At 46.6% G+C, this 15,516-nt stretch carries 15 protein-coding genes; 10 read left to right on the top strand and 5 right to left on the bottom strand.

What is annotated here, in order from left to right; genetic code table 11:
- Nucleotides 1-138: 138 nt before the first annotated feature.
- A complete protein-coding gene (locus NSS82_RS28050; RefSeq protein ID WP_076273714.1) occupies nt 139-1,566 on the bottom strand; it encodes a VanW family protein in 1,428 nt (475 codons plus the stop codon).
- Between the two features lie 342 nt (nt 1,567-1,908).
- On the opposite strand from NSS82_RS28050, the gene ftsE reads away from it, so the two are divergent.
- From ftsE to NSS82_RS28030, 4 genes are all read left to right on the top strand, one after another.
- Nucleotides 1,909-2,595: a cell division ATP-binding protein FtsE gene (gene ftsE / locus NSS82_RS28045; protein WP_036678556.1), complete on the top strand. Its 687-nt coding sequence runs from the start codon at nt 1,909-1,911 to the stop codon at nt 2,593-2,595.
- The gene (gene ftsX / locus NSS82_RS28040; RefSeq protein WP_036678558.1) at nt 2,585-3,499 is read left to right on the top strand and encodes a permease-like cell division protein FtsX; all 915 of its coding nucleotides are present in this window, start codon (nt 2,585-2,587) and stop codon (nt 3,497-3,499) included. The genes ftsE and ftsX overlap by 11 nt, the downstream gene beginning before the upstream one ends.
- A 28-nt stretch (nt 3,500-3,527) precedes the next feature.
- On the top strand, nt 3,528-4,826 hold the full coding sequence (locus NSS82_RS28035) for a murein hydrolase activator EnvC family protein (RefSeq protein ID WP_076107069.1): 1,299 nt from the start codon (nt 3,528-3,530) through the stop codon (nt 4,824-4,826).
- A 124-nt stretch (nt 4,827-4,950) separates the two neighbouring features.
- Nucleotides 4,951-6,417 carry a S41 family peptidase gene (locus NSS82_RS28030; protein WP_076222337.1) on the top strand — a complete coding sequence of 489 codons (1,467 nt, stop codon included), beginning with the start codon at nt 4,951-4,953 and terminating at the stop codon, nt 6,415-6,417.
- 275 nt (nt 6,418-6,692) lie between these two features.
- Here the strand turns inward: NSS82_RS28030 and NSS82_RS28025 are convergent, their stop codons facing one another.
- Nucleotides 6,693-6,881 carry a hypothetical protein gene (locus NSS82_RS28025; protein ID WP_341109922.1) on the bottom strand — a complete coding sequence of 63 codons (189 nt, stop codon included), beginning with the start codon at nt 6,879-6,881 and terminating at the stop codon, nt 6,693-6,695.
- On the opposite strand from NSS82_RS28025, the gene NSS82_RS28020 reads away from it, so the two are divergent.
- A complete protein-coding gene (locus tag NSS82_RS28020; protein WP_232061470.1) occupies nt 6,868-7,842 on the top strand; it encodes a PDZ domain-containing protein in 975 nt (324 codons plus the stop codon). The genes NSS82_RS28025 and NSS82_RS28020 overlap by 14 nt on opposite strands.
- 223 nt (nt 7,843-8,065) lie before the next feature.
- Here NSS82_RS28020 and NSS82_RS28015 read toward each other — a convergent pair whose 3' ends face one another.
- From NSS82_RS28015 to NSS82_RS28005, 3 genes are read right to left on the bottom strand one after another with little or no spacing between them, the layout of a single operon-like run.
- Nucleotides 8,066-8,317 carry a hypothetical protein gene (locus NSS82_RS28015; RefSeq protein ID WP_218641960.1) on the bottom strand — a complete coding sequence of 84 codons (252 nt, stop codon included), beginning with the start codon at nt 8,315-8,317 and terminating at the stop codon, nt 8,066-8,068.
- Nucleotides 8,318-8,335: 18 nt separating this feature from the next.
- Complete coding sequence (locus NSS82_RS28010; protein ID WP_076273715.1) at nt 8,336-8,989, bottom strand: response regulator transcription factor; 654 nt, start codon at nt 8,987-8,989, stop codon at nt 8,336-8,338.
- Between the two features lie 17 nt (nt 8,990-9,006).
- A complete protein-coding gene (locus NSS82_RS28005) occupies nt 9,007-10,164 on the bottom strand; it encodes a sensor histidine kinase (RefSeq protein WP_076273716.1) in 1,158 nt (385 codons plus the stop codon).
- 164 nt (nt 10,165-10,328) lie between these two features.
- Here NSS82_RS28005 and NSS82_RS28000 point away from each other — a divergent pair, with 164 nt between their 5' ends.
- From NSS82_RS28000 to NSS82_RS27980, 5 genes are all read left to right on the top strand, one after another.
- Nucleotides 10,329-11,264 carry an ABC transporter ATP-binding protein gene (locus tag NSS82_RS28000; RefSeq protein ID WP_036678569.1) on the top strand — a complete coding sequence of 312 codons (936 nt, stop codon included), beginning with the start codon at nt 10,329-10,331 and terminating at the stop codon, nt 11,262-11,264.
- A 17-nt stretch (nt 11,265-11,281) separates the two neighbouring features.
- Nucleotides 11,282-12,454: an ABC transporter permease gene (locus tag NSS82_RS27995; protein ID WP_081386740.1), complete on the top strand. Its 1,173-nt coding sequence runs from the start codon at nt 11,282-11,284 to the stop codon at nt 12,452-12,454.
- Nucleotides 12,447-13,607, top strand: a complete 1,161-nt coding sequence (locus NSS82_RS27990) for an ABC transporter permease (protein ID WP_076273717.1) — start codon at nt 12,447-12,449, stop codon at nt 13,605-13,607. Before NSS82_RS27995 ends, NSS82_RS27990 begins: the two co-directional genes overlap by 8 nt.
- A 122-nt stretch (nt 13,608-13,729) precedes the next feature.
- The gene (locus tag NSS82_RS27985) at nt 13,730-14,053 is read left to right on the top strand and encodes an L-rhamnose mutarotase (protein ID WP_038573529.1); all 324 of its coding nucleotides are present in this window, start codon (nt 13,730-13,732) and stop codon (nt 14,051-14,053) included.
- A gap of 223 nt (nt 14,054-14,276) precedes the next feature.
- The gene (locus NSS82_RS27980; RefSeq protein WP_036678577.1) at nt 14,277-15,431 is read left to right on the top strand and encodes a cation:proton antiporter; all 1,155 of its coding nucleotides are present in this window, start codon (nt 14,277-14,279) and stop codon (nt 15,429-15,431) included.
- Nucleotides 15,432-15,516: the final 85 nt, after the last annotated feature.

The following is a 15,516-nucleotide window of genomic DNA, read 5'->3' as shown; positions in this document are numbered from 1 at the left end:
TCTGATTATGGGTCTACTTCTAATGTACCCCTGAATCGTAAATTTCAAAGCCGGGTAACGTAAGCTACAGGTAAAATAGATTGCTGGCAAAAATAACCGGTCAGACCTTAGGGGCTCTGACCGGTTATTTGTTGTTAGCTATTCACTACGGACGCCATCCTCCACCAGCTGCTTTCGGGGGACATCCGGGATTATGGATTTGCTCACGCCTCCACGATTAATGGCGATTAATCGTTTTTGTGCGTAATATACGTCGCGGGACAGTTTATTCACCTCAGTGGATTTACCGTCAACATACTTTGTAATGTAGGTTTCAACAATATATCCGGTTTTCCCATTTTGAATAACGCGTGAGCTGCCACGAGGCAGTGAAGAATCGTTTACGTATTTATCGACTGGAGGGAGCACCTCTACTGTTTTTGAATGAACTTTGTAAGTGACATTTTGCGGAAACGTGCCGAACAGCTTTATGGTCAGTGATTTACCCTGCACAACTGCTTTAATTATGAGATATTTGCCAGTCGTATTGCGAAAACGAAAGTTGATATAACCTTCAGCGAATGTTGCGTCCTGACCTTTGGGCAAGTAGTTGACGGGCAAGGAATGATTACGGCGTTCCACAATTTCTAGCCCTATACGCAGTGCGGCATTGTAAAGAGTGCTCGACACTTGGCAGATCCCTCCACCAACACCTGCTTGCAGCTTGCCGTTCACAATCACCGGCGCTTCACGGAAGCCGTAATTCACCTTTGCTTTTTCTATAGCTTTTCCATAATCAAAGACGGCTCCAGGCGGGAGAATGGTTCCATCCACAGCTTTGGCAGCAGCTTCCACGTTGTAGCTTCGTCCAGGTCCACTTGCACCTAGAGAGGTGCTGAACTGCATTACTTTTCGCTCGATACCTTGTTCCTTTAATTTCTTTAAAGTTATGTCAGGCTGCAGGATTAACAAAGGGACTTCCATCGTGATTCCCTTCTCCAACAGGGTATTCAGATGATTGAAGCTGGTGGGGGCAGCTGCTCCTAAGGAAGTCTCCAGAGCTGTCCAATCGACCTCCAGGGAAGTTTTCTCAGAAGTATATACGATTCGGTCATCGCCTGTAATTCGCCGCGTAGCGTCCACTGGTTCACCAAAGGACTCCTTCTCCCAAGTGGGACTTAGAATTTTCTGGAATTGTGCGATTTCCAGATGCGTTTCAAGCTTCCACAGCTGAGGGAAGTTATGGCGTGCCTTTACCCGCTCCCAAAGTGTTCCTTCGGCAAGCTCTTTTAAGCCCTGCTGAAAAGCAGCGGCTTCATAACTCAACCCAGTCTTACTAAGAGTTAGGGGTAAATCTGCATTGCCCTCCACTTTTAGCACTAGAGGGACGGATTCGAGGGCACGCAGCCGCTGATCCAGCTGGGAGCCGACCTCGGTGAGGGTCATGCCTCCGACCTGCCAGCCGGCAAGGGTTGTACCCTTTGGAAGCGTGGTTTTGCTGCCATATAGATGAAGCCCTCCGTAAATGCAGGAGCCGATAAGGACGAGTGCGATGACCACTATGAGGGCAGCATGGATTTTTTTCATGATTAATCTCCTTTTGGGGATTTGGATTGCGCTAAGCAGGCGCGGCCCTGTAACAAAACTTAAAGAACACTTCGTGGGATACCGATAATAACTTAGTAAGAAACAAGTACTCTCTAATAAAGGGAGTTACGACATCTGATAACAGGCACCGTTAGGTGCTTTTTTATATGTATATGTCCAGTCACTACAAAACTTTCGAATAGTCGTGCAGTTACGGGGTACTCAATCAGTTACAGATTTGTTACAATAGATACATTGCGGAAATATTGAAGTTTATGGAAACTTGAGGTGGACAATGTCGATTCGCACAAGTGGAAAATGTCATAATTGGGAAGTGAGAAAATGATTGAAATGCAAGATGTATGGAAAACGTACCCTAACGGAACTCACGCACTGCAAGGAGTTTCAGTGAAAATCGACCGCAATGAATTCGTGTACGTTGTCGGCCCTTCCGGCGCGGGTAAATCTACTTTTATGAAATTGATTTATAGAGAAGAAGTGCCTACCAAAGGACAGATTTCGGTGGGAGGTTTCAATATAGGAAAGCTAAAACCACGCAAAATCCCTTATGTCCGCCGTAATATCGGCGTTGTATTTCAAGATTTTCGGCTTTTGCCCAGAATGACGGCATACGAGAATGTAGCTTTTGCTATGGAAGTTATTGAAGCGCCGAAAAAAGTCATCAAGAAACGTGTGAATGAGGTTCTTGATTTGGTTGGGCTGAGAAGTAAAGCGAATCGTGAGCCCTCACAGCTTTCTGGTGGTGAGCAGCAACGGATCGCTATTGCACGGGCTATCGTCAACAATCCTTCTGTTATTATTGCGGACGAGCCTACAGGTAACTTAGACCCCGAGACTTCATGGGGCATTATGCAGCTGCTTGACGAGATTAATTTTCGTGGAACAACGATTGTAATGGCTACCCATAACAGAGATATTGTGAACAAAATGCGCAAACGGGTGCTTGCGATTGAGAATGGAAACATTGTCAGAGACCAAGCGAGAGGGGAATATGGTTATGAGTTTTAAAACCTTCTTGCGACATGTGCGGGAAGGCTTTAAAAGCGTATTCCGTAATGGCTGGATGTCGATCGCCTCAATCACTTCGATTGTTGTTTCTCTTTTTGTTCTAGGTGTATTTATTCTTCTTGTCCTCAACGTAAATTCTGTAGCTGATGAGGCAGACAGTCAGGTACAGATCAAAGTGCATCTAGCTTTGAATACAGATCAGAAGATGCGCGAGACCCTGCAGACTGAAATTGGCAATATGCCGGAGGTCAGCAAGATTACGTTCATCTCCAAGGAACAGGGACTTAAAGATCTCCGCGCGGATATGGGCGAGGAGGCAGCAGAGCTTCTGGAAGGGTTCGATGAAGATAATAACCCGCTTCCAGATACCCTTCAGGTAGAGGTTATTGAACCTACAACCGTTGCTTTTGTGGCTGAGAAGATTCAAGCCCTTAACAAGACACATACCGAGCAGCCTATCTACAAAGTGAAATATGGCAAAGGCTCGATAGAAACATTGTTTAAAATCACGCGTGCCGTACGTAACATTGGCTTTATTTTTGTAGCGGGGCTGGCACTTATGTCTATGTTCCTCATCTCCAATACTATTCGGGTGACGATTCTTGCCCGGCGTAAAGAGATTGGGATTATGAAGCTGGTAGGCGCGACAAATTATTTTATTCGTTGGCCTTTCTTTATAGAAGGGGCATTAATTGGACTCATTGGATCATTGATTACTTCGGGCGTTTTATATGCCGGCTACAACGGTTTGGAATCTTCGGTACAGGGAGATCCTATGCTCGGATTGCAGTTGATCCCTTTCAGTGATATTTGGCTGCTGCTCGTGGGTCTGTTAGTTGGACTAGGCGTGCTAATCGGCGTCTGGGGAAGTACGGTTTCTATTCGTAAGTTTTTGAAAGTTTAATTTAAGAGTGAAGGATGGGGAGTGCGAGTTGAAGAAGATTGCCGCCGGACTAGCCGTAATGTTACTAGCTGTCACTATATTCCAACCCTCTGATGGATATGCCAAAAAAACAAGTGTTGCCGAGATCGATAAGCAATTAAAGCAGCTGCAACAAGAGGTGCAGGAAGCTAAGGCGCAGCAAGAGAAAGCGGAGTCCCAAACGCAGGAAGCGCAGCACTATAAGAATAAGACAAATATTAATTTACAATATGTATTGCAGCAAGTGGATCAAGTTAAAGGTAAAATGACCGAAATCTCTAACAAAATTTCCGATACAGAAGAATCTCTTAACGTTACAGCAACGGAATTGGATGAAGCAGAGGCACGAGTGGCCTCAAGAGAAGAACTCTTAGGATCCCGTGTCCGGTTGATGTACACGGATGGAGCGGTGTCTTACCTAGATGTTTTGCTCTCATCGACAAGCTTCTCTGATTTTCTGGGCCGCACCGATTCGCTTAAGATGATTGTGGATCAGGATCAGGAGCTGTTAGTCCAACACAAGCTGGACAAGCAGACAGTTGTAGAGAAGAAGCAGGAGCTTGAGGGGCAATATGCTCAAGCCAAGCAGTTATACACCTCCTTGGAAAATCAGAGAAGCCTGCTGAAAGAGAAGGAAGCGGAGAAGCAGGAGCTTATCGCATTTTATGATAAGCAGATTCAAGAAAGCGATGATCTAAGTGAAGAGCAGAACGAGAAGCTGGTTAAGCTGGCGAGCGAACGTTCTGCTTTGGAAACCCAAAAGGATAAGATTAAAGCTGAGGAAGCGGCTCGCAAAGCAGCAGCCGCCAAAGCAGAAGCAGCACGCCGGGCAGCAGCAGCGGCCAAGAAAGCTGCAGCTAGCAAGGCAAGCAGCAGTTCAAGCTCCAGCTCCTCAACCGCGTATGCTGGTGGAGATGGACCCTTCCTGCTGCCTGTAGGTTCGGCAAGAATCTCTTCCTCCTACGGACCACGGACACACCCAATTACGGGTGAGAAGGGGAAAGTACACACCGGGGTAGACTTTGCAGTTCCACAAGGAACCAATATTCATGCGGCTGATTCCGGAACGGTAATCGTAGCTGAATGGTATAGCGGCTATGGATATTGTGTAATTGTTGATCATGGCGGCGGAGTTTGGACCCTCTACGGACATATCCGTAAAGGTGGTATCAAGGTTAGCCCTGGGGATAGAGTCAATCGTGGGGATGTGATTGCTGAATCCGGTTCTACAGGTAATTCGACGGGCCCCCATCTCCATTTTGAAGTTCGGATCGACGGCAAGACAGTAAATCCGATGCCTTATCTCTAATTTTTAAGAACTTATAACTCATATTATTTGAACGTACGGCATATACTGGAAGAGATACCGTACCTTTCAGGACGGACTTATGGAGTTGTTTGCGAGATGGACAAGAAGGGACGGTGGGAACATCATGTTAAAAAAAAGCACAGCGGCGTTTATGATTATCGCCGCCCTGCTATGCGGTAGTCTGGTGACCTTGGGCGTGACGGGTTATAGTCATGTTATTGGACAAGCTGCAGGAGAAGGACTGGCCTCAGCATTGCAGGTTACTGGCCTTCAGCAGAAGGAATCCCAGAAACTTGGAACTGCTCTCAGTCTGATTGAGAGCAATTACTACGAGACAGTAGATCGGGAGAAGCTGATAGACGGTGCTGTCAACGGTATGATGGAAGCGCTGGGCGATCCTTATTCCAACTATATGGGTAAAGAAACAGCTGAGAAATTCGAAGAAAGCATTGAGGGTTCCTTTTCAGGTATCGGTGCGGAGGTCTCTTCGGATAATGGCAAGGTAGTCGTGGTCTCTCCGATCAAGGGCTCACCTGCTGAGAAAGCTGGGATTCAGGCCAAAGATGTTATCTTGTCCGTTAACGGTGAATCGCTGGAAGGTATGGAGCTGAATGCAGCTGTTGCCAAGATTCGCGGTCCTAAGGGCAGTAAGGCCACTTTGAAAATACAACGTTCCGGCGCTGTAGAGGCGCTGGAATTTGTTCTTACCCGGGATGATGTGAAGCTCGAAACAGTCTACGCTACCATGGAAAAGGACAATGTGGGCGTAATCGAGGTTACGCAGTTCTCCTTGAATACCGCAGAACGATTCAAGGAAGAGCTGGAGAAGTTAGAGAAGCAAGGCATGAAGGGACTTGTTATTGACGTCCGCAATGATCCAGGTGGTGTTCTTCCGATTGTTATTGAAATGGCAGAGCAATTTGTTCCAGCTGGCAAATCTATAGTGCAAATAGAATACAAAGACAAAAAACGCGAAGTTAGCACCTCAAAAGGATCGAGTAAAGCTTATCCAGTGGTCGTGCTGATGAATAAAGGTAGCGCAAGTGCTTCGGAAATATTGGCGGGTGCCTTGCAGCAGTCGGCAGGAGCTAAGCTAATCGGTGACAATTCTTTCGGTAAAGGCACCGTGCAGACGAGCTTTGACAAACAGCTTGGAGACGGCAGCTTGCTGAAAGTTACCATTGCCAAATGGCTTACGCCAGACGGCACATGGATCCACGGTAAGGGCATTAAACCGGATATCGCGGTAGCGCAGCCGGATTACTTCTCGGTGGCTCCGATTAACAAAAGCGTGGCGCTGCAGTATAATATGAACAACGCTGATGTGAAGAGTGCACAGACGATGCTGGACGGTTTGGGTTACAAGCCTGGACGTAAAGATGGCTATTTCGATGCTGGCACTAAGGACGCAGTGAAGAAGTTCCAAAGTACAGCAAAGCTCCAAGTCACAGGCATAATTGACGCCAAGACAGCGGAGGCGCTGGAAGCAGCGCTGATCAAGGTCATTCAAGACCCTGCTCACGACAACCAACGGAATAAAGGGATTGCTGAGATTCAGAAGGAAATTAAGGCGGCAGCGTCGAAAAAGTAAGAAGGCTGAATTCAGCCTTCTTTTTTTCTTTTAGATAAGAAAATGCCAACCGACGTAGAGGAATTAGAATATATACAAATCAGTCATCGGACGAAAAGGAGTGTGACGAACAGTTTGAATGTGATTCAGGAACTGTTGGGAAGCTTGGGCACTGCGTTCTTACACTTATTGATCCAGCCGTATTACTACATTGCTATTATATTTATTGCGTTATATTACCGTAGGCAGGTGGCATTAGAACGAAAGCTGATACATGTAAAATTACATAGCTGGGGTCAGGAAACGTGGCGGACGGTATGGAGTGGTCTAGTCATGGGTTTGGTCGTCTCTATAGCAGCCGTTCTGCTAGGAATATCGTTATCAGGTACCGCTGTAGCCTGCATTTGGGTAGTTAGTCTCGTGTTGTCACTACTGCGTGTGCGGTATTTGTGCTTTGCGTATTCTATAGGCTTGTTAGGTATCATTCAATTTGTAATTTCTTTCTTTCCAGATGCTTTAGATAGTGGAACGGTAGGGAATATTACCACCGCCATACGGGAGATGGATATTCCTGCTTTGCTAGTGTTAGCTGCGCTGCTGCACATGGCGGAGGCACTGCTGGCCCGCAGACAAGGGGCCAAGCTTGCAACGCCGCTCTTCCTGAAGGGAAAGCGCGGCATGGTCGTTGGCGGCTATCAGCTGCAGGCCTTCTGGCCGCTGCCGCTGTTCCTGCTGCTCCCTTCGGGTGCAGGAACGGATTTGCCATGGCACTCGCTGCTCGGCGGCAGCCTTGGCATCGTCTCTTTGCCCGTCATCATCGGCTTCAGCGAGATGACGCAGGGCATGCTGCCCGGGCGCAAGGCGGCCCGCACTGCAGGACGACTGCTGATCTACAGCATCGTCCTGCTCGGCTTAAGCCTGCTTGCCGCTTGGTGGAGCCCGCTGACCCTGGTCGCGGCGCTCGCAGCCATTGTGCTGCACGAAGGGTTAAGCTGGTACAGCGCTCTGGAAGAGCGCAGCATCAGCCCCATCTTCGTGCATCCACCGCGCGGCCGCAAAGTGCTGGCCGTGCTGCCGGGCAGTCCCGGCCAGGAGCTGGGCATCCTGCCCGGCGAGATCTTACTGAAGGTCAACGGGGTCCTGTTGACCGATGCGGCGCAGCTACATGAGGCGCTGCGCATGAATCCAGCGTTCTGCAAGCTGGAGGTGCTGAACCGTGAAGGGGAGAGCAAATACCTTCAAAGTCCAATCTATGATGGGGATCACCATCAGCTCGGTATTATTTTGGTGCCGGAGACGGATGGGATGATTACCGCTGAGGCGAAGCCTTCCAGCATCTACAGCATCATCGGGATGAAGACAGGCATACGCAGCCGGAACCTTCCGGACGGCCAACTTAAACGAAAAAAAACCACTGAAGCCAAGCAGGAATCAGCGGAAGGATAACTAGAAGATGCCCATAGGCCATGAAATGGTGAATGGGGCATCTTTGTTTTTGATTAGATGGTAGTTTCGCGTGCGAGAAGTTGCTATCGGACCCATTTGCCCCTAATCGCAGCATTTTCGCTTTTTTAGAATGGTAACGGACCCCAAAACCACTATTGGCATTAAAAACACCCCAAATGAGCCTCTTTCTGAGGAATAACGTCGCTGGGGTCCGAAACTCTGCTCAAACGCCGATAAAATTGTAAATAGCGTCGCTGGAGTCCGAGCCCGCCCAAGGAGTAGCGTCGCTGGAGTCCGAGCCCGCGCCCGCGCCCAAGGAGTGACGTCCTGAACTCCGAGCCCGCGTCCAAGGAGTAGCGTCGCTGAACTCCGAGCCCGCGCCCAAGGAGTGACGTCCTGAACTCCGAGCCCGCGTCCAAGGAGTAACTTCACTGGAGTCCGTAAGAAAAACTAACTTTGGCAATGTCCTATTCATATGCTGTATGCTACTAGTTCAACCCCGCATGTTCTTCAAATAAAAAATTGCAATTTGCGTACGATCGCGGAGCTCTAATTTGCTTAATATATCCGTTATGTAATTTTTGACGGTACCTTCGCTTAAAAAAAGCTGTCCGGCGATTTCTTTGTTGCTATGCCCCTCAGCGATAGAAGCCACTACAGCCAGCTCTGTTTTGGTCAATCCGAACGATTCCAGTGGCTGTACCTGTGGCAATTCTTGCCGTGCCGTAGGCTGGAGAAAGGTTGCCAGCTTACGGGCGATATCAGGGTGGATAAGCATGTTCCCATCAAAAACCGTTTTAATGCCCTGGATGATCCGGTCTGGCGGTATGTTTTTGAGCAAATATCCACTAGCTCCGTTACGCAGTGCTTCAATGATATATTCATCGTCATCGAAAGTGGTCAGCATCAATATCGCAATTTGCGGAAAAGCCTGCTTAATCTTCTCCGTTCCTTCAACGCCACCGCAGCCGGGCATGCGGATATCCATCAGAGCTACATCGGTCTTTAATCCTTTTTGAAGTAATTCCAAGGCCTCGTTACCTTCACAAGCTGCTCCGACAACTTCAATATCTGGGTCCATACCTAGCAATACTTGCAGACTTTGGCGAATAAAGGGGTCGTCATCAACAATCAACACTTTAATCATTAGCATGGCTCCTTTCGTTATACAATCTCATCCTGCTTATAAATGGGCAGCCGCGTAATGACTGTAAAATGTGGTTCCTGCCTCAGTTCGAGTGTTCCACCGATTAAATGCGTTCGCTCGTACATTCCTTTCATTCCGTCCCCACCACGCCCCAATAATTTGCTGAGTTTCTCTCCTTCGGGAAGCGCTCCATTGTTGCTAATCTCCATAGTGATTCCTGCTTGCGCGTAGTCAATTTTGATCCGGATGGACGTTGCTTTTCCATGCCGCAAGGCGTTGGTTATAGCTTCACGGGCGTTTTTGTACAGGATTACTTGAATACTAGGATAGAGTGGATAAGGTATGCCCTGTACTTGGTATGAGGTCTCGATCCCCGTCTCACGTCCAATTTCTTCGAGCAGCCGGTCTAACGCATAAGCTCCCTCAAGCTTCGGAGTGTAGTTGATACGTTTAACTGCGGACCGCATATCGTCCATGCTGGCCGACAGCTGGTCACGAATCAGTTCCATCATTTGCATTCCGCTCTCGGGAGAGGTAGGCAAGGTCTGGAGGGCGGCCTCCATCATCATTTTAATCCGGATTAGCCGGTGGCCGATATCGTCATGGAGCTGTCGTGAGATGCGGACGCGCTCTTTGGATTGGGCAGACTCTTCTACTTGCGCGCTGAACTCCAGCAGGCGGTTGCGAGCTTCGTCGAGTTCGAAATGCTTTTTGCGCAACTCATCATATAGAAGAAGAGTGTCTTCGCGCCGCTGGCCAGCTTTTAATAATAGCTTATTTAGGTAGGCAGTGAGCAGAAATGAAAAGTTAATGTAAGTTACTACGAGCGATGGAGAATTCTGGAGTGCAACGTTCAAAGCTATCAGATGTACACCTGTGAACACGTAAGGCACTGCTTTAGGCTGGAGTCTGGAATAATAAAGCAGTGCTGATATAGCGGGGAAAATCATCATGCTGCCATATTGATAACATAACCAGGCCGTGAACAAGATTTCAATGATACTAATCAAAGCATGAATGGATTGAGGGAGCTTTGGCACCATGACCACAAGGAATAGAAGCATCAGGATATGCAGCGTGAAGATTCCATAATCATTATATTGATAGACATAAATGGTAATAAACGCAGGGATTAAGATGAGTCCGTAACGCAATAAGTTTAGCTCTCTGGGCACGCCTTAGTCATCCTTTATGTTTTTTAATAATCTTAGCATATTATCCCACTACTTCAGGAGATGACTTTAGTCACCTTCAAAAAATGACCTTTCGTACATCCGTAAAAATTCAACCTAGAATAAAATTGAAAATATAGAAGCACACACGACAGGGGAGATAAAAGATGGCAATCGCGGTGTTGACCGATGTGGTGAAACGGTATGAGAACAAATTAACGGTAGATCATGTGAATGTTACGATTCAAGCAGGAGAGATCTTTGGCCTGCTAGGGCCGAATGGGGCGGGCAAAAGTACAACTATAAGTATGATTTGCGGCCTGCTAAAGATTGATAGTGGAGACATTGTTATTGATGGGTTATCAGTCTCTTCGTATGCACTGGAGGTTAAGAAAAAGATCGGCTTAGTTCCGCAGGATTTGGCTTTGTACAATACAATGACAGCAGCTGAAAATGTAACTTTTTTCGGAAGATTGTATGGCTTGCGGGGAAAATTGCTGAAAGAGCGGGTGGCGGAAGCTCTTGCTTTCACAGGACTTAGTGACCGGGCCAAAGAAAAACCAGCCACCTTCTCCGGAGGGATGAAGAGACGTTTGAATATCGCTTGTGCCATCATGCATCATCCAAAGCTGATTATTATGGATGAGCCGACCGTAGGGATTGATCCGCAGTCTCGTAATCATATCCTTGAGTCGGTCAAAGAGCTCAATCGGCTTGGCTCAACCGTCATCTACACTAGTCATTATATGGAAGAGGTTGCAGCCATTTGTGATCGGGTAGCGATTATGGATAAGGGACATATCATTGCTTGTGGTACGGAAAAGGAGCTGCGGGAACGGGTTTCTCAGGAAGAAAAAATAGTGGTCAAAGCAACGAACATCACCCCGGAGCTAATCAATGAGCTTAGTCTACACCCGCGGATCACGAGAGTGGAAAGTAAAGAGGGAACGGTAGAAATGTATCTCCCCTCCTCACAGGATGAGCTGCAGGATATCTTATTTATTTTTGCTAAACATGAAGGGGTTATTGGTTCTTTGAATATAGAGGAGCCGGATCTGGAGACATTATTCCTTAGTTTGACAGGACGGACATTGCGCGATTAAAGGAGGGAGAGAACGCTTTGAGAAATATTTGGACAATTATGATTTATGAGCTTCGCAGGCTGTTTATTTCACGCTCAATCATCATTAATATGTTTCTGCTACCGCTGCTTTTGATCTTTCTGCTGGGTGCCTCCCTTTCCAGTGTAATCGGTGATAAGGCAGCGTCTGAGATTGATCCAGTACGTGTTGGTATAGTTAATCTTTCTGGAGAAGGATATGAAAGCTCGGCGATGATAGACAGCTTTTTGAAGACGCCGGAGCTTAAGGATATCATCATTCCGGTCAAAGTAGGGAGCCGAGAGACAGCGGAAAGCGGCTTGCGTACCGGAAAATATGGTTATGCGGTTATTGTTCCTCCAGGCTTCGATAAAAAAGTACAAAGCGGTGATACTGCACAGCTAGAGTTTATTCTGGGTAAAGATCGGACAGATAATATGGTTGCGGGGACGGTATTCGATAACTTTTTGAACAATATTAACTATAAGCAGTCCGTAGCTATGACGCTGGGTCCAGAAGCTTTGACCGTTACTGCACCAAGTTCGGGGGATCAGCCTTCTGTTAAGGTTGGGGCGCTCAGTGAAGGTGGCCGATCCTATACAGCCTCCCAATTCTATGCGGTATCCATGATGCTGATGTTTCTGCTATATAGCGGTTTGACCGTCAGTACCTCTCTTTTTAATGAAAAAGAAAATCATACCCTCTTCCGAATAACTTCAATGCCGGTAAAAGGTTCTGAGCTGTTTATTGGTAAAATGTTAGGTGTAGGGGTTGTAAGTGTAGTGCAGTGTGCAGCGATTATTATCCTGACTCACTTGTTGTTTGGCGTAAATTGGGGCAATCGTCCGGGCTTGCTGCTGCTCTTCTGTCTCTTAATGATCATTGCTTCCATGACGTTATCGATTGTCATTTCAATGTTTAGCAAAACTAAAGCAAGTGCAGGAAGTATTATTAATGTTATCACTGTGGTCATGACCTTTATTAGTGGAGGGATGGCTCCACTTCCGGAATCATGGGTGAACTCCGTCGGGGCATTTACCCTGAATCACTGGGTGCTACAAGCTGTTCTAAAAATGATGCTGCATGCAGAGGTCTCAGAGATTTTGCCGAATCTGCTGGTCATGTCGATCATCTGTCTAGTTCTATTCAGTGGAGCGGTTATCTCGTACCGGAAGGTAGGTTACCATGGATAAGATCTTAACGATTGCTTGGAATATGGTGAAAAGAACGATCGGTTCTCGGAATGGGCTGCTTACGTATATTCTTCTGCCCTGTATTGTCGTGTCGGTGATAGTAGCAATTAGTGGAAGTATGGGTGAAAGACCGGCTACTATTTTATATTCGAATATGGATGATGGTGCAGCAGGTAAACATTTACTTACCGAGCTGGAGAATATCGGTGATTATAAGCTTGTAGAGAAGACAGATGAGGCTAATTTGAGGGAGAGTATTATCGATCAGAACGGAGAAGCCGGTGTTTTGATACCGCAAAACTTCACCTCCGCACTGCTTGCTGGAGAAGAGCCGCAAATTAGTGTGTATGAGCTTAAGGCTACCGAAACATCAATTATGGTAAAAATGAAAATCAGTGTAATTGCTGATGAAATGCGAAACACTGCTGGACTAATTGGAGCAGCTCGGGCTGAGGCTACTGGCTCGGACTCACAGTTTGCTGCCGTAATGCAGAGAGCAGAGCAACATAGTGTAGGCAGTATAAGAACAGATTATGATTTATATCCCAAAGAGGGCTTAAGCATCGTCACAGGATTTACTTTGATGTTCTTAATGGGGCTGGTTACAAGTTCAGTGTCGCTTATTATGGATGATCGAAGAGAAAGAACGATGAAACGTATGTTCAGTGCCCCGGTTCGTTCGTATGAGATTGCCCTCGGTAATTTTCTGGGAAGCTTCATCGTTGGGTTAATTCAAATCATTGTAATACTTGCCTTAGGCCGTTATGTGCTGCAGTTTGACTTTGGGTTACCGCTCTACTTGTATTTCTTGGTTCTTGCAGCATTTATGCTCGTTTCCATGGGTTTAGCTAGTACGGTAGCAGGTCTGATTCGCAATCCCAATAATACGGGCATGCTTAATTCGCTGATCTTGACCCCGACATGTATGCTTGGAGGCTGCTTCTGGCCGTTATCCATTATGCCGGACTATATGCAGAAGGCAGCTAATTTTGTACCGCAAAAATGGGCGATCCAAGCGATCGATATCGCTGCTACAGGTGGGGGCTGGAATGAATTATGGCTGCCCTTTGTCATCTTGGGCCTTATGGCCGCCGTGCTGCTGGCGATTGGTTCTGCTATTCTTCGTCCGAGTGAAGCCGGAATTAACGCTTAAGAAATTTCCAGAGAATATAGATATGCATAGCTTGGACTACTCTATTCAGGTACAATAATAGGTATCAAATGTCCCTAGTTCTTAATATGTGCAAAAGAGGGGATTTCTAGGAGGATGAGCAGATGAGCAGCAATAAATTGGCTTGGACATGGCGGGTGAAGGAAGAATGTTTAGAGGAGTATGTAGCTATGCATTTAAATCCTTGGCCAGAAATTTTGGAGGAGCACAGTAAGGCTGGTATTTCTAACTATTCCATCTTTCAGAATGGCAATCAATTTTTTTACTGTTATGAGTGTGAGGATAGTAAGGCGGCTTTTGATTACATTGCCAAAAGTGATGCCTGCAACCGCTGGAATGCGATTACCTCTAAGATGGTTGAAGGGTCATTTGATTTCAATGATGAGGTGCCTATGCAGCCCTTACGTGAAGTGTTCTATCTGAAATAAGCAATTGCATTCTAGAACAAATCAAATGTGCATAATTTATATTATCGGCGCATCTGGTTTACAGTTATTTTAAATATAGGTATAATATAATTTATAAAGTTAAATTGAATAATTATTTGTTTTTTGGAGGAGCCTGTCAACAAGGGCTCCTCTTTGTCTTTTTTTGGCTTGGAGAAGCTCCTGGTTGGCAGTTCTTATATACAACAAGGGAGTGGATAGAAAGATGGAGTTTGTTTTATATCTTATGCTGATCATATTGTTCACCAAAGTAGCTGGTGATCTATCTGTGCGGCTTGGGCAACCAGCTGTGCTAGGCAAGCTTATTGTGGGAATCATACTGGGGCCTGCGGTACTGGGCTGGGTTCAGGATGGAGAGTTTATTCATTATATCTCTGAGATCGGTGTTCTACTGTTAATGTTCATAGCAGGGCTTGAGACGGACCTGGATCAATTGCGCAAGAACTGGAAATCAGCTTTTGCAGTAGCCGTCGGTGGAATTATATTACCCTTTTTGGGTGGGTTCGCCTTAGGAGAAATGTTTGGTTTTGCTTATCATAATGCATTGTTTATGGGCGTTATTCTTAGTGCAACATCGGTCAGCATATCGGTGCAGGTGTTAAAAGATATGAATAAGCTGAACACACGTGAAGGCTCTACAATTCTGGGGGCTGCTGTAGTAGATGATATTCTGGTTGTTATTTTGCTCGCTGTTCTGATGAGCTTTTTCGGTACAGGGGCAGACGTTTCTATTGGTCTTCTAATTGGGAAAAAGGTGTTGTTCTTTGCCGTAGCGATTGTTGCCGGCTGGTTTATTGTTCCTCGGGTCATGAAATGGATGGCTCCGCTGAAGGTGACAGAGGCAGTTATCTCAGCAGCGTTAATGATTTGTTTCGCATTCGCCTATTTTGCTGAAATCATGGGGATGGCAGGAATCATTGGTGCCTTTGCGGCTGGGATTGCTATCTCGCAAACCTCCTTTAAGCACACGGTAGAATCCAAGCTCGAGCCGATTGCTTATTCGATTTTTGTGCCGGTCTTTTTTGTAAGTATCGGACTTAGTGTTTCCTTTGAAGGGGTAGGCAGTCAAATAGGCTTCGTGATCTTGCTTACGGTGGTTGCCATTCTGACCAAGCTGTTTGGTGGCGGTCTGGGCGCGCGTCTTACAGGCTTTGATAACCACTCGTCTGCCATTATTGGGTCAGGGATGATTTCACGGGGGGAAGTTGCGTTGATCATTGCCGCCACAGGGCTGCAAAGCGGCTTGTTACAGCAACAGTATTTTACTTCGGTCATTATTGTTGTCATTGTAACTACACTTGTAACGCCGCCACTATTGAAATTTATGTTCCGTGATCCAGTACGTGCGGAAGGGAAATAAACCATAACAAAAGGGAGTCCTGTTGGCCATTTATATGGCTAACGGGGCTCTTTTTTTATGCTCACGTTCCAGTTGCCATCATCAA

The sequence above is a fragment of the Paenibacillus sp. FSL H7-0735 genome (assembly GCF_038008505.1).
In the GTDB taxonomy this organism is placed as follows: domain Bacteria; phylum Bacillota; class Bacilli; order Paenibacillales; family Paenibacillaceae; genus Paenibacillus_AQ; species Paenibacillus_AQ odorifer.
The sequence above is the reverse complement of the archived record's forward strand: the minus strand, read 5'-3'. Positions and strand labels throughout refer to the sequence as shown.

Excerpts from the sequence above, each read along its gene's own strand:
- NSS82_RS28050 (WP_076273714.1), bottom strand. The coding sequence starts at position 1,566 with ATGAAAAAAATCCATGCTGCCCTCATAGTGGTCATCGCACTCGTCCTT.
- ftsE (WP_036678556.1), top strand. The coding sequence starts at position 1,909 with ATGATTGAAATGCAAGATGTATGGAAAACGTACCCTAACGGAACTCAC.
- ftsX (WP_036678558.1), top strand. The coding sequence starts at position 2,585 with ATGAGTTTTAAAACCTTCTTGCGACATGTGCGGGAAGGCTTTAAAAGC.
- NSS82_RS28030 (WP_076222337.1), top strand. The coding sequence starts at position 4,951 with ATGTTAAAAAAAAGCACAGCGGCGTTTATGATTATCGCCGCCCTGCTA.
- NSS82_RS28025 (WP_341109922.1), bottom strand. The coding sequence starts at position 6,881 with ATGATACCTAACAAGCCTATAGAATACGCAAAGCACAAATACCGCACA.
- NSS82_RS28015 (WP_218641960.1), bottom strand. The coding sequence starts at position 8,317 with ATGAATAGGACATTGCCAAAGTTAGTTTTTCTTACGGACTCCAGTGAA.
- NSS82_RS28010 (WP_076273715.1), bottom strand. The coding sequence starts at position 8,989 with ATGATTAAAGTGTTGATTGTTGATGACGACCCCTTTATTCGCCAAAGT.
- NSS82_RS28000 (WP_036678569.1), top strand. The coding sequence starts at position 10,329 with ATGGCAATCGCGGTGTTGACCGATGTGGTGAAACGGTATGAGAACAAA.
- NSS82_RS27990 (WP_076273717.1), top strand. The coding sequence starts at position 12,447 with ATGGATAAGATCTTAACGATTGCTTGGAATATGGTGAAAAGAACGATC.
- NSS82_RS27985 (WP_038573529.1), top strand. The coding sequence starts at position 13,730 with ATGAGCAGCAATAAATTGGCTTGGACATGGCGGGTGAAGGAAGAATGT.
- NSS82_RS27980 (WP_036678577.1), top strand. The coding sequence starts at position 14,277 with ATGGAGTTTGTTTTATATCTTATGCTGATCATATTGTTCACCAAAGTA.